Source organism: Limosilactobacillus agrestis, assembly GCF_014145585.1.
GTDB classification, from domain to species: Bacteria; Bacillota; Bacilli; order Lactobacillales; family Lactobacillaceae; genus Limosilactobacillus; species Limosilactobacillus agrestis.
This window is the reverse complement of record NZ_JACIVF010000065.1, coordinates 15575-40054: the sequence shown is the minus strand read 5'-3', so window position 1 is coordinate 40054 and position 24480 is coordinate 15575. Positions and strand designations below refer to the sequence as shown.

General features: G+C 36.7%; 40 protein-coding genes. 34 read left to right on the top strand and 6 right to left on the bottom strand.

Going from position 1 to position 24480, the window contains the following annotated elements; all coding sequences use genetic code 11:
• Positions 1-26: 26 nt before the first annotated feature.
• From H5R88_RS07340 to H5R88_RS07330, 3 genes are all read right to left on the bottom strand, one after another.
• On the bottom strand, positions 27-1187 hold the full coding sequence (locus H5R88_RS07340; RefSeq protein ID WP_182600658.1) for an Abi family protein: 1161 nt from the start codon (positions 1185-1187) through the stop codon (positions 27-29).
• 188 nt (positions 1188-1375) lie between these two features.
• On the bottom strand, positions 1376-2248 hold the full coding sequence (locus H5R88_RS07335; RefSeq protein ID WP_182600657.1) for an ImmA/IrrE family metallo-endopeptidase: 873 nt from the start codon (positions 2246-2248) through the stop codon (positions 1376-1378).
• A gap of 11 nt (positions 2249-2259) precedes the next feature.
• A complete protein-coding gene (locus tag H5R88_RS07330; RefSeq protein WP_182600656.1) occupies positions 2260-2607 on the bottom strand; it encodes a helix-turn-helix transcriptional regulator in 348 nt (115 codons plus the stop codon).
• A 215-nt stretch (positions 2608-2822) separates the two neighbouring features.
• Here H5R88_RS07330 and H5R88_RS07325 point away from each other — a divergent pair, with 215 nt between their 5' ends.
• The 14 genes from H5R88_RS07325 to H5R88_RS07260 all read left to right on the top strand — a co-directional run bounded on the left by H5R88_RS07325 (position 2823) and on the right by H5R88_RS07260 (position 11011).
• Positions 2823-3026, top strand: coding sequence for a helix-turn-helix transcriptional regulator (locus H5R88_RS07325; RefSeq protein ID WP_182600655.1), 204 nt, complete (start codon positions 2823-2825; stop codon positions 3024-3026).
• Positions 3027-3806, top strand: coding sequence for a phage antirepressor (locus H5R88_RS07320; protein ID WP_182600654.1), 780 nt, complete (start codon positions 3027-3029; stop codon positions 3804-3806).
• Between the two features lie 16 nt (positions 3807-3822).
• Complete coding sequence (locus H5R88_RS07315; RefSeq protein ID WP_182600653.1) at positions 3823-4149, top strand: hypothetical protein; 327 nt, start codon at positions 3823-3825, stop codon at positions 4147-4149.
• A 154-nt stretch (positions 4150-4303) separates the two neighbouring features.
• Positions 4304-4471, top strand: a complete 168-nt coding sequence (locus H5R88_RS07310) for a hypothetical protein (RefSeq protein ID WP_182600652.1) — start codon at positions 4304-4306, stop codon at positions 4469-4471.
• A gap of 22 nt (positions 4472-4493) precedes the next feature.
• Entirely contained in the window at positions 4494-4709 is a 216-nt protein-coding gene (locus H5R88_RS07305) for a hypothetical protein (protein WP_182600651.1), read from the top strand.
• Positions 4702-4974, top strand: coding sequence for a hypothetical protein (locus H5R88_RS07300; RefSeq protein ID WP_182600650.1), 273 nt, complete (start codon positions 4702-4704; stop codon positions 4972-4974). Before H5R88_RS07305 ends, H5R88_RS07300 begins: the two co-directional genes overlap by 8 nt.
• Positions 4974-5453, top strand: a complete 480-nt coding sequence (locus H5R88_RS07295) for a siphovirus Gp157 family protein (protein ID WP_182600649.1) — start codon at positions 4974-4976, stop codon at positions 5451-5453. Before H5R88_RS07300 ends, H5R88_RS07295 begins: the two co-directional genes overlap by 1 nt.
• Complete coding sequence (locus H5R88_RS07290) at positions 5453-6823, top strand: DEAD/DEAH box helicase (protein WP_182600648.1); 1371 nt, start codon at positions 5453-5455, stop codon at positions 6821-6823. Before H5R88_RS07295 ends, H5R88_RS07290 begins: the two co-directional genes overlap by 1 nt.
• Before the next feature lie 10 nt (positions 6824-6833).
• Positions 6834-7598 (top strand): AAA family ATPase, encoded by a 765-nt coding sequence (locus H5R88_RS07285; RefSeq protein WP_182600647.1) that lies wholly within the window; start codon positions 6834-6836, stop codon positions 7596-7598.
• Positions 7599-7604: 6 nt separating this feature from the next.
• A complete protein-coding gene (locus H5R88_RS07280) occupies positions 7605-8120 on the top strand; it encodes a DUF669 domain-containing protein (protein ID WP_003664305.1) in 516 nt (171 codons plus the stop codon).
• A 73-nt stretch (positions 8121-8193) separates the two neighbouring features.
• The gene (locus H5R88_RS07275) at positions 8194-8592 is read left to right on the top strand and encodes an NUMOD4 domain-containing protein (protein ID WP_182600646.1); all 399 of its coding nucleotides are present in this window, start codon (positions 8194-8196) and stop codon (positions 8590-8592) included.
• Positions 8576-9367: a bifunctional DNA primase/polymerase gene (locus tag H5R88_RS07270; RefSeq protein ID WP_182600645.1), complete on the top strand. Its 792-nt coding sequence runs from the start codon at positions 8576-8578 to the stop codon at positions 9365-9367. The genes H5R88_RS07275 and H5R88_RS07270 overlap by 17 nt, the downstream gene beginning before the upstream one ends.
• Entirely contained in the window at positions 9357-10583 is a 1227-nt protein-coding gene (locus tag H5R88_RS07265) for a VapE domain-containing protein (RefSeq protein WP_231824827.1), read from the top strand. Before H5R88_RS07270 ends, H5R88_RS07265 begins: the two co-directional genes overlap by 11 nt.
• 245 nt (positions 10584-10828) lie before the next feature.
• On the top strand, positions 10829-11011 hold the full coding sequence (locus H5R88_RS07260) for a hypothetical protein (protein WP_152711930.1): 183 nt from the start codon (positions 10829-10831) through the stop codon (positions 11009-11011).
• Here the strand turns inward: H5R88_RS07260 and H5R88_RS07255 are convergent.
• On the bottom strand, positions 10967-11734 hold the full coding sequence (locus H5R88_RS07255) for a hypothetical protein (protein ID WP_182600644.1): 768 nt from the start codon (positions 11732-11734) through the stop codon (positions 10967-10969). The genes H5R88_RS07260 and H5R88_RS07255 overlap by 45 nt on opposite strands.
• A gap of 41 nt (positions 11735-11775) precedes the next feature.
• Between H5R88_RS07255 and H5R88_RS07250 the strand changes: the two genes are divergently transcribed.
• From H5R88_RS07250 to H5R88_RS09870, 7 genes are all read left to right on the top strand, one after another.
• On the top strand, positions 11776-12114 hold the full coding sequence (locus tag H5R88_RS07250; RefSeq protein ID WP_182600682.1) for a VRR-NUC domain-containing protein: 339 nt from the start codon (positions 11776-11778) through the stop codon (positions 12112-12114).
• Complete coding sequence (locus H5R88_RS07245; protein ID WP_182600643.1) at positions 12101-12343, top strand: hypothetical protein; 243 nt, start codon at positions 12101-12103, stop codon at positions 12341-12343. Before H5R88_RS07250 ends, H5R88_RS07245 begins: the two co-directional genes overlap by 14 nt.
• Positions 12343-12693 carry a DNA translocase FtsK gene (locus H5R88_RS07240; protein ID WP_182600642.1) on the top strand — a complete coding sequence of 117 codons (351 nt, stop codon included), beginning with the start codon at positions 12343-12345 and terminating at the stop codon, positions 12691-12693. Before H5R88_RS07245 ends, H5R88_RS07240 begins: the two co-directional genes overlap by 1 nt.
• Positions 12693-12869: a hypothetical protein gene (locus H5R88_RS07235; RefSeq protein ID WP_182600641.1), complete on the top strand. Its 177-nt coding sequence runs from the start codon at positions 12693-12695 to the stop codon at positions 12867-12869. The genes H5R88_RS07240 and H5R88_RS07235 overlap by 1 nt, the downstream gene beginning before the upstream one ends.
• A 149-nt stretch (positions 12870-13018) precedes the next feature.
• Positions 13019-13477 (top strand): ArpU family phage packaging/lysis transcriptional regulator, encoded by a 459-nt coding sequence (locus H5R88_RS07230; protein ID WP_182600640.1) that lies wholly within the window; start codon positions 13019-13021, stop codon positions 13475-13477.
• A 156-nt stretch (positions 13478-13633) separates the two neighbouring features.
• Positions 13634-14287 carry a hypothetical protein gene (locus tag H5R88_RS07225; RefSeq protein WP_182600639.1) on the top strand — a complete coding sequence of 218 codons (654 nt, stop codon included), beginning with the start codon at positions 13634-13636 and terminating at the stop codon, positions 14285-14287.
• An 11-nt stretch (positions 14288-14298) separates the two neighbouring features.
• Complete coding sequence (locus H5R88_RS09870) at positions 14299-14400, top strand: terminase small subunit (RefSeq protein WP_372457363.1); 102 nt, start codon at positions 14299-14301, stop codon at positions 14398-14400.
• 58 nt (positions 14401-14458) lie between these two features.
• On the opposite strand, the gene H5R88_RS07215 is transcribed toward H5R88_RS09870, so the two are convergent.
• Together H5R88_RS07215 and H5R88_RS07210 are read right to left on the bottom strand one after the other, a co-directional pair.
• Positions 14459-14845 (bottom strand): type II toxin-antitoxin system HicB family antitoxin, encoded by a 387-nt coding sequence (locus tag H5R88_RS07215; RefSeq protein WP_182600638.1) that lies wholly within the window; start codon positions 14843-14845, stop codon positions 14459-14461.
• Positions 14846-14905: 60 nt separating this feature from the next.
• Positions 14906-15091 carry a type II toxin-antitoxin system HicA family toxin gene (locus H5R88_RS07210; RefSeq protein WP_231824826.1) on the bottom strand — a complete coding sequence of 62 codons (186 nt, stop codon included), beginning with the start codon at positions 15089-15091 and terminating at the stop codon, positions 14906-14908.
• A 100-nt stretch (positions 15092-15191) separates the two neighbouring features.
• Here H5R88_RS07210 and H5R88_RS07205 point away from each other — a divergent pair, with 100 nt between their 5' ends.
• The 13 genes from H5R88_RS07205 (at position 15192) to H5R88_RS07145 (ending at position 24199) form a co-directional block, all read left to right on the top strand.
• Positions 15192-15698: an HNH endonuclease gene (locus tag H5R88_RS07205; protein WP_182600637.1), complete on the top strand. Its 507-nt coding sequence runs from the start codon at positions 15192-15194 to the stop codon at positions 15696-15698.
• 226 nt (positions 15699-15924) lie between these two features.
• Entirely contained in the window at positions 15925-16380 is a 456-nt protein-coding gene (locus tag H5R88_RS07200; protein ID WP_182600636.1) for a phage terminase small subunit P27 family, read from the top strand.
• Positions 16381-16391: 11 nt separating this feature from the next.
• Positions 16392-18290 carry a terminase large subunit gene (locus H5R88_RS07195; protein ID WP_182600635.1) on the top strand — a complete coding sequence of 633 codons (1899 nt, stop codon included), beginning with the start codon at positions 16392-16394 and terminating at the stop codon, positions 18288-18290.
• The gene (locus H5R88_RS07190; RefSeq protein ID WP_182600634.1) at positions 18280-18462 is read left to right on the top strand and encodes a DUF1056 family protein; all 183 of its coding nucleotides are present in this window, start codon (positions 18280-18282) and stop codon (positions 18460-18462) included. The genes H5R88_RS07195 and H5R88_RS07190 overlap by 11 nt, the downstream gene beginning before the upstream one ends.
• A gap of 17 nt (positions 18463-18479) precedes the next feature.
• Positions 18480-19652: a phage portal protein gene (locus H5R88_RS07185; RefSeq protein ID WP_182600633.1), complete on the top strand. Its 1173-nt coding sequence runs from the start codon at positions 18480-18482 to the stop codon at positions 19650-19652.
• Entirely contained in the window at positions 19633-20364 is a 732-nt protein-coding gene (locus H5R88_RS07180) for a head maturation protease, ClpP-related (RefSeq protein WP_182600632.1), read from the top strand. The genes H5R88_RS07185 and H5R88_RS07180 overlap by 20 nt, the downstream gene beginning before the upstream one ends.
• Positions 20354-21526, top strand: coding sequence for a phage major capsid protein (locus H5R88_RS07175; RefSeq protein ID WP_182600631.1), 1173 nt, complete (start codon positions 20354-20356; stop codon positions 21524-21526). Before H5R88_RS07180 ends, H5R88_RS07175 begins: the two co-directional genes overlap by 11 nt.
• Before the next feature lie 17 nt (positions 21527-21543).
• Entirely contained in the window at positions 21544-21888 is a 345-nt protein-coding gene (locus H5R88_RS07170) for a head-tail connector protein (protein ID WP_182600630.1), read from the top strand.
• Positions 21851-22210 (top strand): phage head closure protein, encoded by a 360-nt coding sequence (locus tag H5R88_RS07165; RefSeq protein ID WP_182600629.1) that lies wholly within the window; start codon positions 21851-21853, stop codon positions 22208-22210. The genes H5R88_RS07170 and H5R88_RS07165 overlap by 38 nt, the downstream gene beginning before the upstream one ends.
• A complete protein-coding gene (locus H5R88_RS07160) occupies positions 22210-22659 on the top strand; it encodes an HK97 gp10 family phage protein (protein ID WP_231795294.1) in 450 nt (149 codons plus the stop codon). The genes H5R88_RS07165 and H5R88_RS07160 overlap by 1 nt, the downstream gene beginning before the upstream one ends.
• A complete protein-coding gene (locus tag H5R88_RS07155) occupies positions 22634-23023 on the top strand; it encodes a DUF806 family protein (RefSeq protein WP_182600628.1) in 390 nt (129 codons plus the stop codon). Before H5R88_RS07160 ends, H5R88_RS07155 begins: the two co-directional genes overlap by 26 nt.
• The gene (locus tag H5R88_RS07150) at positions 23023-23748 is read left to right on the top strand and encodes a phage tail protein (protein WP_182600627.1); all 726 of its coding nucleotides are present in this window, start codon (positions 23023-23025) and stop codon (positions 23746-23748) included. The genes H5R88_RS07155 and H5R88_RS07150 overlap by 1 nt, the downstream gene beginning before the upstream one ends.
• Before the next feature lie 64 nt (positions 23749-23812).
• Positions 23813-24199: a phage tail tube assembly chaperone gene (locus H5R88_RS07145; RefSeq protein ID WP_182600626.1), complete on the top strand. Its 387-nt coding sequence runs from the start codon at positions 23813-23815 to the stop codon at positions 24197-24199.
• The last annotated feature ends 281 nt before the right edge of the window (positions 24200-24480 follow it).

Below are 24480 nucleotides of genomic sequence, written 5' to 3'. Positions count from 1 at the left end.
TCATCAATTTAGTTGGACGAGTGAGATTAGTAAAATGATCTATCTTCAGGATAGAGTCCCAACTCAGTTAATTTACGTTGATTATTCTCTTGATATACTTTTTCTGTTGAGATGTGGCTAAGTCTTTCGATAAAATTCAGAGGAAGATTACAGCTCTTCAAGAATTTCTTAAAACTCAACTCCATTTTCGGATCCTTGGAATTGCGGTCTTTCCATGACATCAATTGATCTAATAAGTAAAGAGAATCATACTTATCAAGTAATATCATTAGCGAAACCATAAAAGCAAAAAGATCATTTTTCGACAAATTTTCTTTATAATATTCTTTGTCGGTGAAAACGTCTGTATTAGCAAAGTGCCTTAAAGGTTTTAGATTTAATGATCGTTTAACAGTGAAATGAATAAGTCTGTTGCCATGCGCTAAGGTGTTTCTAAAAACATGAATGATGTTTAACATTGCTTTGAATAAATCGATATAAAGATTGAAACGCTCACGGGTAATTCTGTTATATTCTTCGTCTGTTTTAATCTTATCAAGCTCTTCATAGCTTATTAGAGAATCTTTGAATTCATAAAGGTTATCAGCGTCCGTAAAATAATGATATTTGTGAATAGGCAAAAGTTGCGAAACAACATAGTCAGTTGATTTGGTTGGAAAAATCGAAAACCACATTCTGGCTTGCCCCAAAGATGTATTGCTTAATAATATCCAAGGTGGAATGCTATCATAATTTTTTCGATAGTATTGCGTTGGATTATTCGACGTATTAAACGCGATATCACATATTTCTCCCATAATACTAATTGCTTTATTACGTTTGTTTTTCTTATATTTTAATGGATCAAGATAATCAGCTTCGTATATTCCAAAATTTTGGGCTAGAGTATATGACATTGATTCTTTGAATCTTTGCTCAAAGTTAATAGTAAATCGAAAAAGAATGTTTCTAAGATCATCTTCCATTCTGTGAAATAAGTATAGATCCATGATACTAGTATCTTCTTGATACATATTGCGATCGGTATAAAACTCATGTTTATAACGATTTATCAGATTGTAGTATCCATGAGATTTTAATAATCCAATCGCTAATCGTTTACTACCCAAAGACAAATTCTTTTGCATTAAATTATCTACCATTTCAGAATATGTAGAAAATTTAGTTCTCTTTATTTTCTTGCTCAAACGAAAAACACCTCACAATGCGCACGCACTATGAGGTGTTTTCACGGTCTGCTTTATTAGCAGGCATTTCAGCTTATATACTCATAATACGTATTTTATTTAAATTGTCAACAATTAATTCTTTTAACGTCTTCAGTATTTGGACAAAAGAATTGTAATATATTATAAAATTCAGCAATTAGATTTATTTATAGAAATATAGTGTTATCAAAAGCATCAATTCTTGTATGTGGATTATGAATATTACCACCATTAGAAAGTAAAATTAATCCCTTAATCTCCCTTATTCCGTCTTGTCCTTGATTCCTAATCTTAAAGGTACAATCTTTTGCGAATGAATATGCAAAAAGTTGAGAATGTTCTAAATAATTTAATAGACGATTATGCAATGCCCCTTTACTCATTCCAAACATAGACCTCATCTCATCAAAGGTATAATTTGATTTGATTGCATCCTCTAATGCTAGTTTATTGGCGAACAGTTCAGAAGCAATTATATTTGCGCCGGTTTCAATGGGACGTAATTCTCTAGGATAGGGGTCGCCGTAAGTTTTACATTTATTAATTTTTGCTACTAGTCCTAAATATTTATTGTTAGATTCTGCTAAATAGATATGACTCAGTTCATGTAAAATAGTAAAAATAAGCCTGGGAAAATAGTTTATTGAATAATTTATTAACATTGCATGTTTTTGTTCTTGATTAACAGTTAATCCATCTACGTTATCAGAAAATTGTGGATTTACAAAATTAAGTTGACTTGCTTTGATGTGCATCTTTTTAAGCGCCATAAGTGCATTAAAAGAAACCAAGTCCGTAGAAGGAGCGGAGTTAGCATATCTATTGAATGGGTCGGCTGTCTTATTTTCAAATATTGAAAATCTTATATCGTAACAGTTAAAGAAAAAGTTGATAACATGTTTGTATCGGACTTCGGAAATTGGTATTGAATAATAATTCGATACTTTGTTGAGAATATCTAGTGCTATTTCTTGGTTTTGGTAATATGTTTGATGATCAACATTTTCAAATTCAAAGACTTCTGAAGAACTATCGCTCATACATTGTTCACCTACTTAAGAAGATTCTTGGCTGCCTGCATTAATTCATTGAAAGATTCTGTAAATTTTTCTTTATCTTGGTTGTTCATGCCATCTGTTGTCTTACGAAACATTGTTACCAATTCTTGTTCAGACTTATCGAGCCTAATAGATTTGTCTGACACATCATCATAGATTGAACTGAGTGGCACACTAAAAAAGTCTGCTACCTTTTGGGCACTTTTGGTTGAAGGCGTACTTTTGTCCCATTGAGAGATAATACCATTACTTAAATTTAGTTTTCGCTCTAATTCAGCAACACTTTTTATATCAGGCCTTTTAGATTTCCATAGCTTTATAACATTATCTTTAACACTCATTATTTTTCTCCTTAGAACAAAATCTATAAAAAAGTATTGACTTATAGAGAACGCTCTAATATACTAAAGATGTTCTTAAGTTTACCCTAAAAAGAACAAAGATTAAAGAACGTTAATAGGAAAAAGAATATAGAAAAATCAAACTTTTTTATTTCTTATATAATAGAACGTTTTCTAAGAAAAGTCAACAATTAATATTAGAAAGGAGACTAACCATGACGGTTTATACAGCAGTCAAAACTATTGCTAAGTCGCAAGGCAAATCAATTTATCGAATTGAAAGAGATCTTGGTTTTGGAAACGGAATGATTTCAAAGTGGAATAAATCTATTCCGCGCGCCGACAAACTTCAGGCAGTAGCTGACTACTTAGGAACTACACCACAGTATTTATTGCGTTTAGCAAAGGAGGAAGAATAAATGCAACCACAATTATTTAATTTCAACGGACAACAAGTTCGTACAGTAACTATTAATGATGAACCTTATTTTGTAGGTAAGGATGTGGCAACGATTCTTGGATATAAGAGTCCTAGCGTAGCTATTAGTAAGAACGTACCCGACAAATACAAAGGGGTTACCGAAATGGAAACCCCTGGCGGAAAGCAAAAATTAGTAATTATTTCAGAAGCCGGTCTTTATAAGTTAGCCTTCAAGTCTCATGTCCCACAGGCCGAGCGTTTTACAGATTGGATTGCAAGTGAAGTCTTACCAGCTATCCGAAAGCACGGCGCTTATATGACAGATCAGAAAGCATTTGATGTTGTTCACAATTCCGATGGTTTAGCTGATTTACTTCAGCAAGCTGCTAATCAATTAAAGGAAAAAGATGTTCAGATTGCCAAGATGAAACCTAAAGCATTGTTTGCAGATGCAGTTTCTACGGCAAAGACAAATATCTTAATTGGTGAAATGGCAAAGATCCTAAAGGCTAATGGTATTGATCATATTACCGTTAACAATAAACAGGTAACTATGGGACAAAATCATTTCTTTCAATGGTTACGAGAAAATGGTTACTTAATCAAACGTAAAGGCACTGACTACAACGCGCCTACTCAAATGGCGATGAATAAAAAGCTATTTAAAGTTAAGGAAAGTACTTCAATCAATGCAGATGGAACCACCCGAATTAATAAGACCACTAAAGTAACAGGAATTGGTCAACAATACTTTACTAATTTGTTTTTAGCGGCATAAAAGGTGGGTGTTAATAATGCGAGCATTATTAGATGAACAAGATTATCAAGTAATTACTAATGAGGTTCTCAGACGTATTAAGGAATGTTACAACTTAGTGCCCAAACGGACTTCTCAAATTGATAAGTGGATTGGAATTCAACAATTTACTAATCAACTTCCAATCAAAAAGGACAAGGAATGGGTCAGAATGTTTATCCTCACACTTCCAGTCTTTAAGAAGTGGGTTATTAATTTGAATGCAGGTCAAGGCCGACCAACCAGAGTCAATCTAACTAAAGCATTGCCCTGGATTATGGATCATCAAGACGAAATTGATTGGAACCAATCATTACCGCGTTAGGAGGTGGTTAAGTGACATTTTTAATTGGATTACCAATATTGATTATTGCGATGTGTTTGTTGTATGCGTTGGTATATAGCTTACTGTATGAGCGAAATAAACCATTGCTATTGAAACCGAAATATAGGAAGAAGCATTGAAAGGAGGTGAGGGGATGAGTAAATTAGTTGCATTAATTGTAGGAGCATGGACCATGTATTGTTCAATGATTGGCTCTTATGATGGAGCGATGGCGATCCTAGCAGTTTATCTTCTGCTAGTAGTTCTTGATCCACTAAATAAAAAAGGTACGACCGCCGCAAACAGTCGTACCCAGAAATAAATAATCTACGAGGTAATTATATATGAATGAGTTCAATTTATCAAAATTAAATAATGAAGTTAGTGACAAATGTGTATTTGTGTCGAATTTGGCTGTTCGCTATCAAAGCGCTGCTACTCCCGAAGAACGAATGGCAATGGCTATCAAAATGGAGAATGCGGCAACTATGTTAAGAATTGCAGCAGAACGCCTAGCTACTGAAACTAAAGATGTTTATGGAGGTAAAGACAATGACTAATGAAGAAAAGATTAAAGCAATTAAGACAATGCTTGGCCCTGAATATGAAGAGGTAGCAATTTTTGCCGCAAAGCCAGCTGAAAAACGTGATGATCGGACGATTGCATTGACAGAAGGTGATGATGGAGCCATAGCAGCAATGATAGTTAACTATCTTGATACCAATCCAGTAGCGACTTCAATAATTAAGAACGTTATTAGTTCATTAGAAACTGATCCATTTGCTGATGTGCTTGGAAAATTACTCCTTGGAGGTAACGATTAATGAATTTATTTGAATTAAACGACAATTATAAAACACTTGCTAGCCGGGATGACTTAGATCCAACTATCCTAAAGGATACCCTTGAGTCGATCAAGGATGACCGAAAGACTAAGTTAGATAACCTTGCTTCCTGGGCGGACCAATTGAAGTCTGAAATTGACTTTATGGAAGATAAACAACGGTCTTGGAAAGATGAGATCATCTACCGCAAGAATAAACTAAATTGGATTAAGAAGTACATTACTGATGTCCTTGACGATGCTGGAATTAAGTGGATGACAACCGAAAATCACTTGCTTAGTGCTCGGAACTTTAAAGCCTCAACCATTATTGATAGTGATAAGAAACTTCCAGATAAGTTCAAAATTACCGAGACGACTACTAAGCCAGATAAGCAGGCCATTTACCAAGCACTCAAAGCTGGAGAAGAAGTACCAGGAGCACATTTAAAAGCTAACCGTAATACGGTGATTAAATAATGTTTGAACTTCGTGATTATCAGCAAGAAACGATTGATAACATCATGAATTCTATAAGTGCTGGGCACCGTTCTATCATGGTTCAGCAACCACCACGAACGGGGAAGACAGTTATCATGGCCGAGATTGCTAGACGAGCAACAGCAAAGGGTAACCGTATCTTATTCGTGGTTCATCGGCAAGAAATTGTCCAGCAGGTTATCAAGACTTTCAAAGCTAATGATGTAAATATGAATTTAGCTAAAATCGGCATGGTTCAAACGATTACCCGACACGTTAATAATTTGGACCCACCGGCGATAATTTTTGTTGATGAGGCCCATCACGTCCTGGCTAAATCATATCGCAGAATTCTTGATGCTTTTTCGAAAACTTATAAGTTACTGTTTACCGCTACTCCTTATCGATTAGGTGGTCAAGGCTTTACTGATGTTGCTGCTGATTTAATCGTTGGTAAATCAGTTTCCTGGTTAATTGACCATCACTTTTTAGCACCAGTTGATTATTACGCTCCTTCTTATATTGATACTGCCAAGCTAAAAGTAAAACGAACTGGTGAATATGACACTGATTCAATCAAAGAAGCCATGAAGCCTAAAATCTACGGAAATGCGGTTAAACACTATTTGAAACTTGCTAAGGGAATGCAAGCAATCGCCTATACCTATAACGTTGATAGTGCAATTAAGTTAGCTAATGCATTTAATGGCTATGGGATAACTGCAAGGGCCGTCTCCGGAAAAACTCCCAAAGAGGAGCGGAATCAAATTATCGAAGACTACCGACAAGGGAAAATCCAAATTGTAACTAATGCGGAGTTGTTTACAGAGGGTCTAGACTTACCGAATGTTGATTGTGTGATTATGTTACGACCAACTCAATCATTATCGTTGTACCTACAATTTGCAATGCGCTCAATGAATCCACGCAAAGGTAAGACTGCAATAATTATTGATCACGTGGGGAATGTTGAGCGATTCGGATTACCTACCGATGAACGACAATGGACATTGGAAGGTAGCGGTAAAAATAAGCAACAATCAGGAACAACAATTAAACCTGTATCGGTATGCCCAATATGTTTTGCTTCGTTCTATCGTACAAGTGATATTTGTCCTTATTGCGGGGCATCGTTAGGAGAAGAAAAAGAAATTGAAGTCGTTGATAATGTTCAACTTAAAAAAGTTACCAAGTCACGGCTAGCGATTATCAAAAAAATTCAATCGTCAGCAATTATGAATAATGTTGCTGGCAAGCGTCCAAACGAATTGAAAAATCTGAAAGAAATACAAGCCTATGCCAAATTAAAAGGTTACAAACCAGGCTGGGCTTACCACTACGCTAAACAGCGTGGATTTATTAAGAAGTGAGGTTGATATTATGAGTATTTTGCCACTAAATAAGCCACAGAAGGCACGGCGAGTTCCAAGAAATTACTTTATCTACGGAGATACAATGTCCGGAAAGTCATATCTAGCTGAACGTTTTCCAAGTCCATTATTTCTTAACACCGATGGTAATAGTGAGATGAACACCGCACCAAGTATTCAATTAAAGAATGTCCGAAAGAGCGATGGAAGCTTGAAAGAGTCAGTGATTGATCAACTAGACAAGATTATTCTTGCTCTTGGCACTGAAAATCATGGTTATAAAACAGTGGTCATTGATGTGATTGACGATGTTGTCACATTAATCGAACAAGCTATCTGTTATGACAATGGCGTAGAAACGCTGGGGGATGTTCCTTATGGAAAAGGTTATGCACAATTTAATACCGTCTTTCAAGCATTTGTTACTGAACTAAAAGCACTACCACTTAATACGGTTTATATTAGTCGGTTAATGATGCTAACTGATGAATCTTCTGGTCACACCGAAGACCGACCATCCCTAAAGCAGAAATACTACAACGTGGTTAACGGGAATTGTGATTTAGTGATTGAAACTAAACGCTATGGTGACCGTTATATCCGGATGGTTAAAGATCGACGAATTCATTATGTCAAGGATGATATTACTGATCCAACGATCTTACGGGTACTTGAACATGTTAATGGTGTCTTTGATAAGCCAAAGCAGACTACTACAAAAGAACAGAATGAGATTGTTAACAAAATTAAAAAGCAGAATGTAAAGGAAGGTTAATGAATTATGAGTTTACGAGATGCAATGAATAAAGCTACAGAAGGTTTTGATCCAAAGAATGATTCAGTTAATAAATTTAAGGGACTGGAAAGCGGTAAGTATACCGTTGTAGTTGCAAAAGTAGAAAACCATGAAACTCCCTGGAATGCTGAACAGCTTAACTTTGAATTAGAAGTTGTCGATGGAGAATCAGCCGGCCAAAAAGAATTCTTACAGATTGGATTAGATGAATTAACTTCTAAAGGTAACCCTAATCCAATGTTAGAAACTAATTTACGATTGGTTTCTAAGTTAGCAGCAATTCTAGGTGTTGAAATTCCTGATGAAGTTTGGGATGACGATACTTTAATTTACGAGAACTTGGCTAAAGCATTTGCACCGGCAGTAGGAAAGACTATGATTATGGATTTGAAAGTTCGACCAAACAAGAAGAACCCTCAATACCCATACCGCAATTATGACTTTGATGAAGCAGAACAACCGGAGACTCCGGAAGTCACAGATGATGAGATGCCATTCTAAGTAAATATTTGAGTCAGTGAACTTATAACACCGTATGGCTGGGAGGCCATTAAATTAATAAGGGGGTTGGACCATGAAAGAAAGGTGGAAAACTATCAATGGATTTCCTGGATATATGGTTTCGGATAAAGGACGCGTTAAATCTCTCGAAAAGAAAATTATTCAGAGCAATGGTCACCCTATGACTTTCCCCGAGAAGATACTAAAACAAACGGCCAATGATCAAGGCTATCTTTATGTAACTTTGTGCATGAACCATACGCATAAAGCATTCAAAGTTCATAGGTTGGTACTTTTGACTTTTGGTGAAAAGGTTATGGGTAAAAATATTGTGCACCACAAAGATCACAACAGAAATAATAACAACTTGACTAATTTAATGTGGGTGACACAGAAAGAAAACGTTTCTTTTAATAGTCAATGTTTTTTGCGCGATAAAAGCGGGAGATTTACAAATGAAAAATTTAGTTAATTATGCCTTGGCTTATCAAGCTAAAGGATTAAGTGTCCTCCCCATTGCTGGTAAACAACCACTGATTAAATTTGCTGATAAACCGGCATTAACAGCAGAACAAATCAAAGCTGTATGGAAAAAACATCCCTATGCTCAGATTGCTTTAAGAACGGATAAATTCTTCGTGGTAGATATTGACCGCAACCACGCTGATGGTATTGATGGTTTTGAGTCAATTAAGCAATTACCAGCGGAGTATTTTCCGGAAACCTTAGCCCAAACTACTAAACACGGTGGCCGACAATTATTTTATCTGAAACGGCCAGATATGCGGGTTAATCAATTAATTGGTTACCAACCAGGAATCGATATTAAGGCTCATCAGAATAATTATATTGTTGTTGCGCCATCGGAAGGTTACCAATGGTTAAATAAAAATCCAATCGTTACTGCTCCTAAATCATTAGTAGTGAATATTAATCAAATGCGGGCAAGTAACCGGCGTAACACTCCAAATGATTTTGTAATTAAGCCTCGTGAACGGAATTCGACTACTGACTTATTAGAAACAATTGCTAATGGTTTAGGCGATAAAGGAATGCGAAATAAAACTTTGGCCGGCATGATTGGCGCACTACTATTTCGAGGTGTTGAGGCTAAGGCCGCTTATCAATTAGCGATGATTTGTAATGAGAACACGCCTGATCCACTACCAGAAGAAGAAGTGAACCGGACTTTCCAATCAATGCTAAGACGTGACTTGAGAAACGGGGGTGAAATGCGTGGCGGATAATGTGATTCGTAAACCGATTGAATTTGAATTAAATACACAAGGCAATCCCAAAACTAACAGCCTTAAAAACGTTGGCTTAATTCTTAATGGTGATCCGTTGTTGCACGGCACCTTTCGATACAACGAGTTTGCCTATTCAATCGATGTGGTAAAAGATATCCCACAACTTTTTATTGAGAAAGGTCAGCTTGATGATAGTTACATGGCAATCATGCTTCGTTACATTGAAGACGAATATGCGGTAATGTTTCAAGAAAAATTACTGAATATGGCAATCACAGTTGAAGCAAGGCAACATCCCTATAATCCAGTAAAAGAGTATATGGAGAAGTGCTATAAAAATTGGGACCACAAAGAACGAATTAAAGATTTCCTAGCAGTCTATTTAGGAGTGCCCAGTGGCGAAGTAACAACACTGCAGACAAAATTATTTTTAGTCGGAGCGGTGATGAAAGTCTATAAGCCAGAAAGTAAATTTGATTGGGTGTTTGATTTAGTTGGTGGTCAAGGTGTAGGGAAGACCACACTCTTGAAAAAGTTAGCGCATGGCTGGTATACAGATCAATTCACCGATTTCAAAGATAAAGATAACTTTGCTAACATGCTCCGAGCTTTGATTGTTAACGATGATGAAATGACCGCTACTAATAATTCTGACTTTGAGAATTTGAAGAAGTTTATTTCAGCCGAAGAGTTAGAGTTCCGGCCACCATATGGACGACATACAATCCGCCGGCCAAAGAATTTTGTTATGGCACGGACTACTAACGAATCAACTTATCTAAAAGATAAAACTGGTGAACGGCGATTCTTACCTAACATGGCTGATAAGTCTAGGGCAATCGCTAATCCGGTAACTGATCTTGATGATGCTATGGTTGACCATCTTTGGGGCGAAGCTGTTGATCTCTACAAGAAAGGTTTCTCTTTCATGTTGACGAAGGAGCAGCAGAAGCTCATTGAAGATAATCGAAAGATGTTTATGTATATTGATGAAACTGAAAATCAAATTGAACGAGTTCTCAGTACTTGGGACGATAATTGGATTGAGAGTTCAGAAATTGCTCATGAATTGGGTGAAGATAACTTGGTTAAAAATCGATCTTTAGCAAAGAAGATTAAGTATGTGATGGATAACCGGTATGATTGGAAAGCAGGACAAAAACGCAAAGGTGGAGTTGTTCATCGTGGTTATCGAAAATTGAATACACTGTAGCATGATTGAATACACTAAAATCAATCTAGTGTATTCACTTAAATGCTGTTATATCAACGTTTTTCGTTGATTGAATACACTACTACACCTTTTTAATAATAAAAAATAAATATATATAAATACTATATATGCTTATAAAAAGTTGAAAGTTAGTGTATTCATGTATTCAAGATGTTAACCCCTTGAGCGAGTATGTATTAAGACGTATATATTACTGTATTCGTAGTGTATTCAAGGAGGAAAATATGAATGAATTTTATTTAAAACAACAAAAAGATGCACATAATATTATGGCATCCTTGCTGACAGTCGATGAATTATTTAAAGGACAGTATCCAATTACAAAAACAGCCATAGACCAAAAAATTGGATTTTATACTGAGTTACTTAAAGAAATGACCAATGAGAGTTCCAAGAATGAAAGTTAGAATGGCAAACCACCATTTGTCTTTTATAGCATTGTATATTCCTTGAGGAGACCAGCCATAAATATCTGTCCATTTTGATTTAACTTTTAATTTATTATTAATTGCTTTTTCAAGAAAAATATTAAAGATGGTTAGCTTTCTAATTGTAGAAAGAGATATATCTGTATACTTTCCTTCATTTAATAATTTGGCTTCTTCTTTACCATTCTTAAATTCATAAGACAAGTCAATGTCATTATATTCCGCAAGTTTTTCCATTTTTGGATCATCGATGAAGTTAGGTCCATAAATATCAGACAATAAATGCGAAAGGTTAATTTGCTCTGAATTAGATACTGTTACTGGATTTTTTATATTTAATACTTTTGACTGATGCTGAATAGCTTCAAATCCAAATTTATCACTTTGCATATTCCAATTAATCCATTTTACATTTTTAACATTTTGGATAAGAAATTCATTGAAGGATTCAAGCATTTCCTTTTGAATTTTCAAAGTGTTTTTGGAAATATCTTGAGGATTAATATTTAAATCTTCAGCTGTTTTCTTAATAGAAAAGCTTGTTGAAACTTGTTTTTTTAGATTCATAACAGCAATTACGCTTATAGTATTTTCTTCTCGGAAATTTCCACAAGCATAATGAATTAAGTAATAATTCTGGGGATTATTTTCAATGTTACTTAAGGTTTCTAATGCTTGTTTTCTCACTTTATATCTACTCATTGGTATTATCTCCTAAAAATTAATAAATGAAGGTGATTTAAATTATATCAGAACATAAAATCCAAAACGATATTCGGGTTGCACTATCAAAACACAAGTGTACAGTGTTCCGAGTAAATGTTGGTTCGGTTAAAACACCGGACGGAAGATTTTTCTCGGCTGGTGTCCCTAGTGGTCACCCAGATTTATACGGATTTCGTTGGTCGGATCATCAAGTATTTTACATTGAAGTGAAGAACGAAAAAGGTAAGCCAAGAGCGGATCAAGTTAGATTTCATGAAATGTTAACTAAACGAGAAGTTATTCATGGAATCGCTAGGTCTGCTGGGGATGCAGTAAAGATTGTTGAGGAAGGATTGATTGGTTATGGTTTTAACTGAAAAGCAAAAGAATTGCAAACTTCATAATAAGTCTTTCACTGGGCAACCACTTGAAGAGGTGGTAACTGGAGAGGGGACCACACTACGACTTGAAGAAGACGCAAAAAATGAATGGATATTAAAAATTGATTATCCTGATGATGCAGGAAATTTAAGTGGATTGACCGAGAGCGTTGATATTGTTGCTTGTCCGTTTTGCGGAGCGCCATTGAACGAGGAGGAAAAGTAATGGTATTTAACAAGCAAGAACTAAGGAAAATTATTCAAGCACCTATTTCGATTGATATGAAGATTGATTTGATTGAACAACTTCACCATCAAGACGTTCAAAAAACTGTTAGTGAGACGCACCAATCAATTCTTGAAGCGATAGAGAAAGTACTTAGTTCTGAAAGAGTGAAAGGTAATACAATGCTTGACTCTAAACGTGTTGATCAATTCTTACCTGATGCATTAGCACTTGCAAAGAAACAAAAATTAACTATTTCATCTCTCCAACGTACTTTTAAGATCGGGTACAATCGGGCAAATCGATTATTAGCTCAATGTGATCGAGTAATAAACGAGGAGGAAGAGTAATGACATTTGAAGAAGCATTAAAGCATGAAGAAAACAATGTGCCAGTCATTTATAATGGCCGAAAGTATTATGTAATTGGTCATAACGAATTGACGGAGCAGTTTACAATTCGCGAGCTTAATGGCAACCCATACTTTACTGTTCCAGTTGATGCTCAACCGGAGGAATTATCATGATTTTATTTGCAATATTATTACTCGCTGTCTTTTTATTCGGTTTTCTTCTTGGTAAGAAAAATCCATAATAAAAAGGACCCACCGCACTTGATGTGTCCTCACTCAAAAATTTTAACCTTAATTATTATAGCAGATAGCGGGGGTACATCATGCAAACAGATTTGAACTTAGATATAGATTGTTTGAAAACTGCACGGAAGGTTACTGAGTTTCTTGAAAAGAAGCTGGATCGCTATCTAGCTTTATCCGGGAAACAACGATTTGATCTGAAGTCACCTGGAATGGACGGAATGCCTAAAGCACCTAGTTATGGTAACGGGAGCGAAAGTCGAATGCTAAACATTTGGTTAGCAGAAGAAGTAGTCGATTGTGTGGGCTGTGCTATGCGGAACATGACGAAGGAATCGCAACGGATATTGTTAAGCCGTTATTCAGATCAAATGTTGACATATAACATTGCCAGGGAATTAAGTATTAGTTCATCAACATATAGTCGAAAACAAGAGAAAGCATTGTGTGAATTTGCTGATCGATTTGAATTTCAATTAGTTAAACATGGTATTCATACTGAGATAGATGACTTACATGTTTATCCAGACGAGGAATGATAAATTGATGGGCAATTGTTGAATGAGCAATCCTTGGTAAAAATGTGATAATGATATTGTCGAATGATTCGATATTCATATAATAATCTCCTAAAAAAAGAAGTCTAGCTATTGTGGCTAGGCTTTTGTATTATGTTTAATTGAGGTGGCTATTATATGAATAAACTAATAAATAAATTTAAGCCCGATGTATCGTTATTGTCTTTTTTATTTGGTTCAGGAGTGTTAATTTCAATGTATAAATCCATAAGAAATAAGTTATTAAAAAGAAACCTAACTTCTGAAGATGCTAATCGAATAAATGAGAATTTAGGTGATTTTGTCGAAGCAATATATGGATATTTTGATGGTAAACCAAAGAAAGGGTTTGAAGGACTCTCAACTATAGAGGGAGTTGGAAGTAAGTTAGAAAATATTTTTGAACCAAGGGATGATAGAAAGTACCCATATTTTGATATTGCAAAAGAAAAAATAATTACTAATACTCTTCTTCCCGAAAGATCATATATTGGTAATTATATTGAAGCTATTATCAAAGAGACTGAATTCTTTAAAGATAAGCATGTTGTTCCAAGACAGTTTAATAAAAACGATAAAGTAACAAGTACGATAACTGATAGTAACGGCAATGATATAAGTTATTTGTTTAAGAATATTGGTAGTGGAAACATAGAGAATAGCGATAGGGATATTCAAAATAAAACCGAGGATGGGACTGAGACAGTTAACGAATATGCGGAAGAACTAAGAATAAATATTAAAAAACTAAAAAAATTAGTTAGAAGATATTTAGATAAACATAGACAATAATATTAAGCGAGGTGAGTAGTATTACTCAAAAATTAACACAGAAGCAACAACGGTTTGTCGATGAGTACATTATTTCGGGTAATGCTACTCAGGCTGAACACACTAGGAAATGATTAGCAAATAAAAAGCCGACAGGTCAACGCTTGCCGGCTTTTAAAGTACACAAAAATATTAAACACTAAGTTTTTCTTTTAGCGCAGTCGTCATTACTTCGCTAAAGTTAATACCATTTTCTTTACCTAATTCATTTAAGTAATTAGGAATGGTGATAGTCTTCTTAATTACTTTGTTATCATGCTTGCGCTTGTATTCTGAAACGTTAATGGTAACAAGAGTAACGGTTTCACCATCTTTAGCTTGAGGTAATTTGGTATTTGATTCAGGTAACTTATCTTCAAGGGAATAAGTACCGATGTAGTCTTTTGCCATTTCCATTGCATCTGCAATTGACTTACCTTCAGTCATTCCGTCAATGTCAGGAATTTCAACAAAGTAAGGGTAATCAGTATTATCTTCGCTTTTAGTAATGATGATTGGAAATACTTTGATTTCGTCCATAAATGTTCCTCCTTAAATTTGGTACACAAAAGCTAGGCTCGATCAGGAGCCTTACTTTTGTTACTTGAGGTTGAATTTTCTTATCAAAGCGTTGTAGAGCTTATCGCTAAACTTTGGGTGACGTGGTAGTTGAGTTTTGATCTTGCCATTTGACCAGATATCATGATTGCCACCGTGTCTAACGAAGTACCAACCATTATCTTTGAATTTCTTTTCAACCTTGCGACGTTGTACCAAATGATTCACTTCCCTTCAACACTTATTATAATAATACACGTATTTAATACGTATTTCAATATAACTATACATATTTAGCACGTATTTTTTAGAAAGGTGGTGTGGTGATATGCCAAGATACAGACGATGTAGACAACCTAACTGCCATGCAATGGTTCGGTTTCCTAATCATTATTGCTCTAAGCACTTTGAACATGAAGCAGAGTACTTAGCTAACAGACAACGATGGGCAAGGTCCCATAGTAAGAACTATCAACATAAGTACAATACTGTTAAACGATATAGAGATAAGGATAAGTCAGACCAGTATGAGTTCTATCGTACTAAACAATGGCAATCGTTACGACGAGAGGTACTGGACCGCGACCATTACATGTGCCAGTACTGTGGTCATCCTAACAGTAATACTGTCGATCATATTGTACCGATTGAGTACGATACATCCCTTAAAGACAATGTTGATAACCTTGCTGTGATTTGTCGAAGGTGTCACCGACTCAAGACTAATTGGGAGCATCGTTGGTACGGCACTGGCGTTGGCAATCAACGAAAGCAAGCCAGTGAATTACATGATATAGAAATAATTAGTAGATTAATGCGGACAGAAGTAAACTAGATGGTGTCTGTGCTAAGAAAAATGCAGTAGCTCTAAAATGCTCTCAGATGCTCCAAGAAGCGTTTTAACAAGTAAATGTATTATATCGGAACGGGGATTATTTTTTACCCCGCCCCCCTAAGCGAACTGAAAAAGAGCGCACACATTTCAATCTTCTTGCACGCAAGCGTTAATTTTCAAAAATTTACCCCAGGGGGGCTAAAAGGAACGAAAGGAGGCTCAAGGTGTGGTAAAAAAGGTCTATTATCAGCAGAATAACGGGCATTTGCCGCCCAAACCACCGCATTATTTGGGCACTCTGGCTAGCTCGTGTTGGCGTAAAATCGTGCCCTTTTTAGAAAGTACCGAACGGGTTCAGCGAATTGATGTTGGACTGGTTGAACAGTATTGTGCTAACTATGAAATCTATCGCAATGCATATCAAGATATTAATGAAAACGGGATTCAAGTGAAGATATTTCACTCATTACAGGATTCAACTGGTGCCATTGTCGGTAAGGACTTTGTGGGCTTTAGGAAGAACCCGGCGGTAGCAACAATGAAAGATGCAATTAATCAACTTAATTCAATTGGCATTCAACTCGGCTTATCACCGAAAAGCCGACAAGAATTAATGCAAATTGCTAGCCATAAAGAAAAGAAGTCAACAATTGAACAGTTAAAGGAAACTGGTTTTATATAGGAGACAAGTAAATGACGCAAAAGATTGATTTAACTCAGACCCACGATGTATTAGGTGCATATCATGGATGCAATTTTAATTTAATTCGTCATAAATACACCGACCAAGCTACTCAGTATGCCTTTGATGTGCTCGATGAAAAGATAGTGACGGGCTATTTAATCAAGCTTGCTGCCTTTCGCCATTTGCGAGACCTACAGAGGTCAGAAAATAATGATTTCTCTTATCATTATGATATTGATGAAGTTAATCGAATTTTGAAGTTTGCTTCTATCGCCCCTAACGTCGACACGGGAGAACCGACTAAACTAATGGACTGGCAAAAGTTCATTTTTGGTATGCTCTTTGGTTGGAGGGATGACCTTAATAAGAAGAGATTTACTCGTGTTGTCCTATCGGTGGCTCGTGGTCAAGGTAAAACCTATTTAATGGCAATCTATATGACCTATTCCTTTTTAATTGAGTCAATGGGGCTGTCTAATCAAGACTTCTTGGTTACAGCGGAAAATTACGATCAAACTGGTAAACTGTATGGATACATTGCTGATATGATTCGCAAAATTGTTAAAGAGCAACCGGTATTTGCTGAGCTGGCAAAAGAAGACGGATTAGTTATCCATGACCATTCAGGAATTACGATGCGCAAGTTTAACAACAATTTGCGTCCATTGTCATTTAATGCTGGAAAGTACGATTCATACCACTTCACAACGGCTGTATTTGATGAAATTGGTAATATTTCTAGCCGCGAAGGAACAAAGAAGATTGTTTCTGGACAAGTTAAGGTGCCAAATCATCAATATATTGAGATTTCTACCTCCTACCCCGATCCCTCTGTTCCGTTTCATGATGAGCAGAAAATGATTCAGCAGGCGATGGAACAGGATTTTAGCCGGGACGCAGACCGTACCTTAGGGTTAATCTGGGCACAAGATAGTTTAGATGAGACCTTTAAGGAAGAGACGTGGGCTAAGTCTAACCCATTACTGTACCTAAAAGAACAGCGTGAAGTACTTTTAGAAGGCTTGCGTGATAAACGCGATTCAGATATGTTGGCCGGAACAATTGACGACTTTCAGAATAAGAATCTTAATCTCTGGTTGCAAGAAGCTACTAATAGTTACCTCAAATTAGCAGATATTGAGCGTGCCAAGAAGAAATTTGATAACATCTACGGTCGTCCTGTATATATTGGCTTTGACTACTCAATGTTTAGTGATAATACAGCGATTGCCTTTGTCTTCCCGTATGAAGATGAGAATGGTAATCCTAGGTGGCATATCAAGCAGCATAGTTTTATCCCATTTGAAAAAGCTGGTTCAATCCAGGCAAAGGAAAAGCAGGACGGTATTGAATATCGAGAATTAGCCAAGAAAGGATATTGTACGATTACGTCACATCCGCAAGGACTAATTAATGAGGACCAAGTTTATAGCTGGATATTAAATTATGTATATAGCAATGATCTAAATGTGATGTTCTTTGGTTATGATGCTTGGGGTGCTACTACTGCAATTCTACAAATGGAGAATAATACCGAGTGGCCTCTTCAAACAATCCGTCAACGAACCAGCGAATTAAAGGATCCAACTAAGTTCCTGCAAAAAGGGCTGATTGAATCTACTATCACTCGTGACGATGACAAAATCATGGAAAAGGCATTGCTTAACGCTGAAATTATTGAAGATAAGATTGGTATTCAAGTAGATAAGGCAAAAGCAACCCTAAAGATTGATGTAGTTGATGCCATTATTGATGCGTTCTATCAGGCTATGTATCACTTTGAAGACTTTGGTATTGCTAACGATAAGAGCAAACAAGTTGAGTTAATGACCGAAGAAAAGGTTAAAGAATGGTTTGAAAGCGAGGAATCTGGATTGCTTGGAAGTGGTGAGGAAGATGATTATTAAATTTCTGTCTGCAATGTGGAAGATTATTGACCTGGTTTGTTACCTAGCAGCTCTTGCATTTATTATCTGGGGCTGTTTTTTAATTGGAAAGACGTTGGGAATCTTTAGCATTGGAATTTCGTTGATTTTGATTGGATTGGCTACGGAATATTATTCATCTCAATCCAACTAGGAAAGGAGGTGAACTAATTGCCAATATTTAAAATGCCAAAGACAAGCCCTGGCCTAGCAATTAATAGTGAGGAAGATATTATGAACTTTCTTAACTCACAAGACTCTTCAAAATACGTTAATGCTAGGGCAGCTCTTAAAAATTCCGATATTTATTCATTGATCTATCAACTGTCTGGGGATTTAGCTAATGCGCAATTGATTGCTGAATCGTCACGAACGCAAGGTATCTTAAATCACCCAACGTTGACTTCAAATTCTCATGCCTTTTGGCAGTCAATGTATGCTCAATTATTGCTTGGTGGAGAAGCATTTGCTTATCGTTGGCGAAATGCTAATGGTGTCGATAATCAGTGGGAATATTTACGACCATCGCAAGTAACGCCATTTCTACTGGAAGATGGATCAGGCTTGATTTATAACGTAACTTTTGATGAGCCAAACATTGGTTACGTCCAAGCTATTCCGCAAAGTAATATTATCCATATTAGATTGCTTTCGACTAATGGTGGTAAGACTGGAATTAGTCCGTTAGCCTCATTAGCCGATGAATTGGCTATTCGGGATAGTTCTAATCGTTTAACTTTATCTGCGTTAGCCCGTTCAATTATGGCTCCTGGGATTCTTTCTATTACTAAGAGCGGTTTGCTGAATGCCAAAATGAAGGCTAAACGTTCAAAAGAGTTTATGCGACAAATGAATGACTCCGATAACGGGCCAATTGTCCTAGATGATTTGGAAAAGTACACACCATTGGAAATCCAAGGAAATGTTGCTCAATTACTTAACCAGGCAAGCTGGACTGGCGCTCAAATCGCTAAGGTTTATGGAGTAAGCGACAGTGTGATTAACGGTCAAGGTGACCAGCAATCATCTATTGATATGATGAATTCTAACTACCTTCAGTCACTATCACGGTTTGCTAATGCGATCGTTGGCGAATTAAGTGATAAATTAGCAGGTAATATCGAAATGGACTTGCATTCAGTAGTTGACCCCACTGGAGACAATTACATTAAAAATATTTCTCAATTACAAAAGAATGGGACGTTAGGCGCAAATCAAGCTACTTGGCTGTTACAGCAAAAAGGTTACTTGCCGAATAATTTGCCAGAAAGAGAGCAGGCGGTAGAGATTGATTCTAAAGGCTCTATGAGAGGGGGTGAAGACGATGACGAAGATTCCAATTAAAGGAGAAATTGTAGATAACGATACTGCGACTGTATATGATTGGCTTGGTTATGATGCGGTTTCACCAAAAAAGGTTGAAACCATTTTAAGTGATTCAACCGGAGAGATTGAGTTAGATGTCGCATCGGGCGGTGGTGATGTATTTGCTGCCAGCGAAATCTATACGATGATTAAAAACTATCCTGGAAAAGTTACAGTTAATATTCAAGGATTAGCCGCCAGTGCTGCAAGTGTCATTTCAATGGCAGGGGATGTGATTAATATGTCTCCAACTGCACAAATGATGATTCATAAAGCATGGACGGTTACGATGGGGAACTCTGATGACTTGGAACACGATTCTAAGATGATGAACTCAACCGATCAGTCCATTGTTAATGCTTATGAAGCTAAAACAGGGCTGAACCGAGATGAAATCCTTAAAATGATGGCCGATGAGACTTGGATGACAGCTCAAGATGCTGTTGATAAAGGGTTTGCTGATGCAATTTTAACTGGTAGCAGTGAACAGGTAATGAATGCCACCTCTAAACCTCTACTTAATAAGCAAGCAGTAAATAAAATTAAGAATTTGATGGCTAAGGCTCGTCAAGCTAAGCCGGATGATGAAATGGAAACATTTCATCAAGATAACAAAGAGTCGGTTCCTAGTCTAAAAGACCAGAAATTGGCTATTTTATTTGGAAAGGATGATGAAAATAATGGAAATTAATAAGTTAAATGATGCCTGGGTTGCAAAAGGACAAGAAGTTTCCGATTTAGACGCTAAATTAAACGCTGCTGTATTAGATGACAGTTTTAATGCTGATGAATTTAAGGAAATGAAGGCAAAACGAGATAATTTAGTTGCGCAACGTGATGCCATTAAGAATCAACTTGATGAAGCACGGGCGTTAGAAGTCCAAAAGATGGACAAAAAGGACGTAAAACCCTTGGATAAGGATGAAAAGAATATCAAGGATAAGTTCGTTCGTGAATTTAAGGATATGGTTACCTCAGGCAAGACTGGAACTGGTAACGGTGGTTTAACTATTCCTGATGATGTTCAATACACAATTAACGAATTGATTCGTCAATTTGCTACTTTGCAAAACTTAGTTAATGTGGAATCAGTTTCTACTACTTCCGGCTCACGGACATACGAAAAGATTTCTGACATTACTCCAATGGCTGATCTTGACGATGAATCCGGTAAGATTGCTGATATGGATGATCCAGAATTGACTCTTATCAAGTATGCTATTCATCGTTATGCTGGTATTCAAACGGTAACTAACTCACTTTTGAAGGATACTGTTGAAAACATCATGGCTTGGTTATCTCGTTGGGTAGCCAAGAAAGTTGCTGTTACTCGTAACCTTAAGATTATTGATGCAATGGGTAAACCAGCTAAGAAGCCAACTATTGCTAAGTTCGATGACATTAAGGATTTAGAAAATAACACTTTGGACCCCGCAATTATGACATCCTCAAGCTTTGTTACTAACCAATCTGGTTACAATGTTCTTTCAAAGGTTAAGGATGCTCAAGGCCGTTACATGCTTCAACGTGATGTAACTCAACCGGATGTTTACCGCCTTGACGGTAAGATCATTACGGTAGTTGCTGATAAGTGGTTACCAGACATTAATGGCGCTCACCCAATTTACTTTGGGGACCTTAAGCAAGGAATTACCCTCTTTGACCGAGAACATATGTCATTACTTTCTACTAACGTTGGTGGTGGAGCATTTGAACAAGACTTGACTAAGGTGCGGGTAATTGACCGATTCGACGTTCAAGTAATTGATGATGGGGCTTGGGCAGCAGGTTCATTTAAGACGATTGCTAACCAAGCTGCTACTACTCCTGAAACTTCTGGAGCAACCGCTTAAGAAAGCAGGTGAGCTGATTGGTTATTGTCGATCAGATAAAACAGGCCCTATATTTAGATGGGGATGAAGATGATAGTCTAATTAAAAACTACATCACAGTTGCTGAGCAATTTGTAAAAAATGCTGTTGGTGGAAGTGACAAATTTTTCGAAGATAAGACTGTACAGCCACTCTATGATATGGCCGTACAGTCATTAGCGGCTACTTACTATCAGTACCGATTAGCATTGACAGACACGCAGCTATTTACTAATAATGCCACTGTTAACAGTATTATTGGTCAATTGCGTGGAGTGTACGAAACTTACGAGGGGGACAGTGCTAATGAGAATATCGATACCTCGATTAAACCATCTGATTGAGTTTGGCACTGTTGAAACGGTACCAACTGATACACTGGAAGGTTCAGAAGAAAAATGGGTTTCTAAGGTAAAAGTCCATTTTGCTTATTACCAACGGACGCAAACTCAACAAGTCCAGTTACTGGGGACTAAATTTCAAGATACTTTTGTGGTTGCTGTTCGCAGTAGTGCTCATATTGCTGACCAATTGAACGCAAAAATTGTGGGTGACCCTAATCTATATCGAATTATCACCATTTCACGTGATGATACGTCTACACCATATCAGCGAAAATTTGACTTGGTTACGCTTCAAGATGTGCGAAAGGTGGGTTCTGACTAGTGGCAGATTTTAGTAATTCGTTGGAAGAATTTGGCCGGAATACTGAAAGAATGATTATTCCGGATAAAACTACTAAGCAAAAAATGACTGCAGCCGGTGCAAAGGTACTGAGTGAAGCATTGCAAAAAGAAACCAGAGGAAAACACTATCAAGCTGGTCGAAAGATTGGTAAGGTTAAGCACTTAGCCGATTCAATTACTTACGAAGAGAAAGACGTTGATGGTGTGGATAATGGTAATTCCGTAGTAGGCTTCACTGGTAAAGATGAGAGTGGTATTAATCATGCTCGGATTGCACGTTTTTTAAACGATGGTACTAAATACATCACAGGCGATAGCTTTGTTGATCGTACTCGTCGAGTAAGCGTGTCCGCTATCTTTGCAGCACAACAAGCTGTTTATAATGGAACTGGAGGTGGCAGTCATGGAACTACCCACCACCCAAGCTAAATGGGTAATTGAATCAATGAAATTACCTTGGATTGATAAAATTGTAGTGGGGCAGATTCCGCGTGAATTGGCTGATACGCCAAATAAGACAATTTGTCGAATTAGTGAATATCTCAATGAACCAACGTACTATGCTAATGCCACTTTCAAAGGTTGGACGATTGGCGTTGAGGTTCAGATATTCTACAAACTTAATTCAGGTATTAGAGCATTGAATAACGAAATTGATTTAGCGCGAGAATTTGTGAAAAATAATTGGACTATTGAAAATTCAGAAGATCATATTCAAGACCCTGACACAAGACAAGTGATCAAGGTCTTTTATTTTTCAAAAGATTTAATTATAAAGGAGAGTGAAAACTAATGGCAGCAGGTATGTCATTTAAAGGTATTGACTTTGTTATGGCCGGGATTACTGATGACAAAGGTGTACTTATTAGTGATCCAGATAAGGGTGGATTAGGTTCTAAAGGAATTGCCCTTTGGGATGGAGATGGTGATGGTGCTACAACTGCTAACATCACTGGATTAGAAGAAGCTGGACAACAACAATATGCTAATAACAAAGTTAAACGAATTAATCACGGGGTTCCAACTCCTCAAGTTGCTTTAACGATGTTAGATATTCCGTATGAAGACGCTAGTAAGATGGTAGGCTATGAAAATATTAATGGTGGGCGAGTTCTTAGTAATGCAAAGCCACATGTAGCCTTGCTAATTGCCTCCCATGACTTTGATGGCAACTGGTTCTTTGATGCCTTTGCTAATGGGGAAGTAATTCTTCCTACACGTAATCATGGAACTAGTAACAAGAACGAAACTGATAGTAATGCAACATTTACTTATCAAAGTATGGCGCCTATTCCGAATAATGTTTTTGTGAATAATGATGGGTCACAACAGGCTTATAAAGCATATAACACTGGCGATAGTGCTTGGTCTTCTTATGAAACAATGCTGAAAGAAGTGTTCGGTGGCTATTCTGGAGAAAACCCAATGGCCAGCTACGTTCAGGCTAGTGGAACTAGCTCATTTGAAAATACTAATCAATCAGCTGTTAATAAATCGGCCACGCCAACAGGAAAATAAATATAATTGAGTCGCCAGAGAAATACACAATACTACGGGGCGGCTATTAGGAGGAATTAAACTTATGAAAATTGATACTACACCATTAGGAATTGGTAAACAGTCGATTGAAGTTAATGGATCATGGGGCGAGATTGACCAAGCCGACGAATTGATGATTTCTCTTTATTCTATTGATGCAGCTGGTGATAATATTGTTGCCGGTCTAAAGGCGGAACGTATGCTTATGAAACAAGCAATGGAATTCTTTAGAAATATTTTCCATCTGGATAAGAAGCAAACAGATCAAATTTACAATAAAGTTGATAGTCAAGTAATGAATCTCTATATTACTTATGTATGTGGTTTAATAAAGGGTGCCTCAGAACAATCCTTTGCTAAATTCAAAGAAAGTCTTAAAGGTGAGAATGAAACTGACCCAAAAGGAGAATTGGAGAAAGTAAACGAATAATAGAATCCTATAAACAGGAAATTGAAGATCGCAATTATCTCAAACAGAGACTATTATTTGAAGGAGTTACTCCATCAGAAATTAATAAAGAAAATTATTTAGAAGTTCTGAGGGTAATGAAAGCTCGCGCACGTGAAGACCGACCACTTAACGCCGAAGATGCTCACGCAAAGATGGCTCATTTACTTGGAAATTAAGTTATAATATTGAATGAAAGGGGGATGCAGAAAATGAAATCGGCTTGGAATAAGTTTTATAACAGTGATCGTTTCGGATTTGCT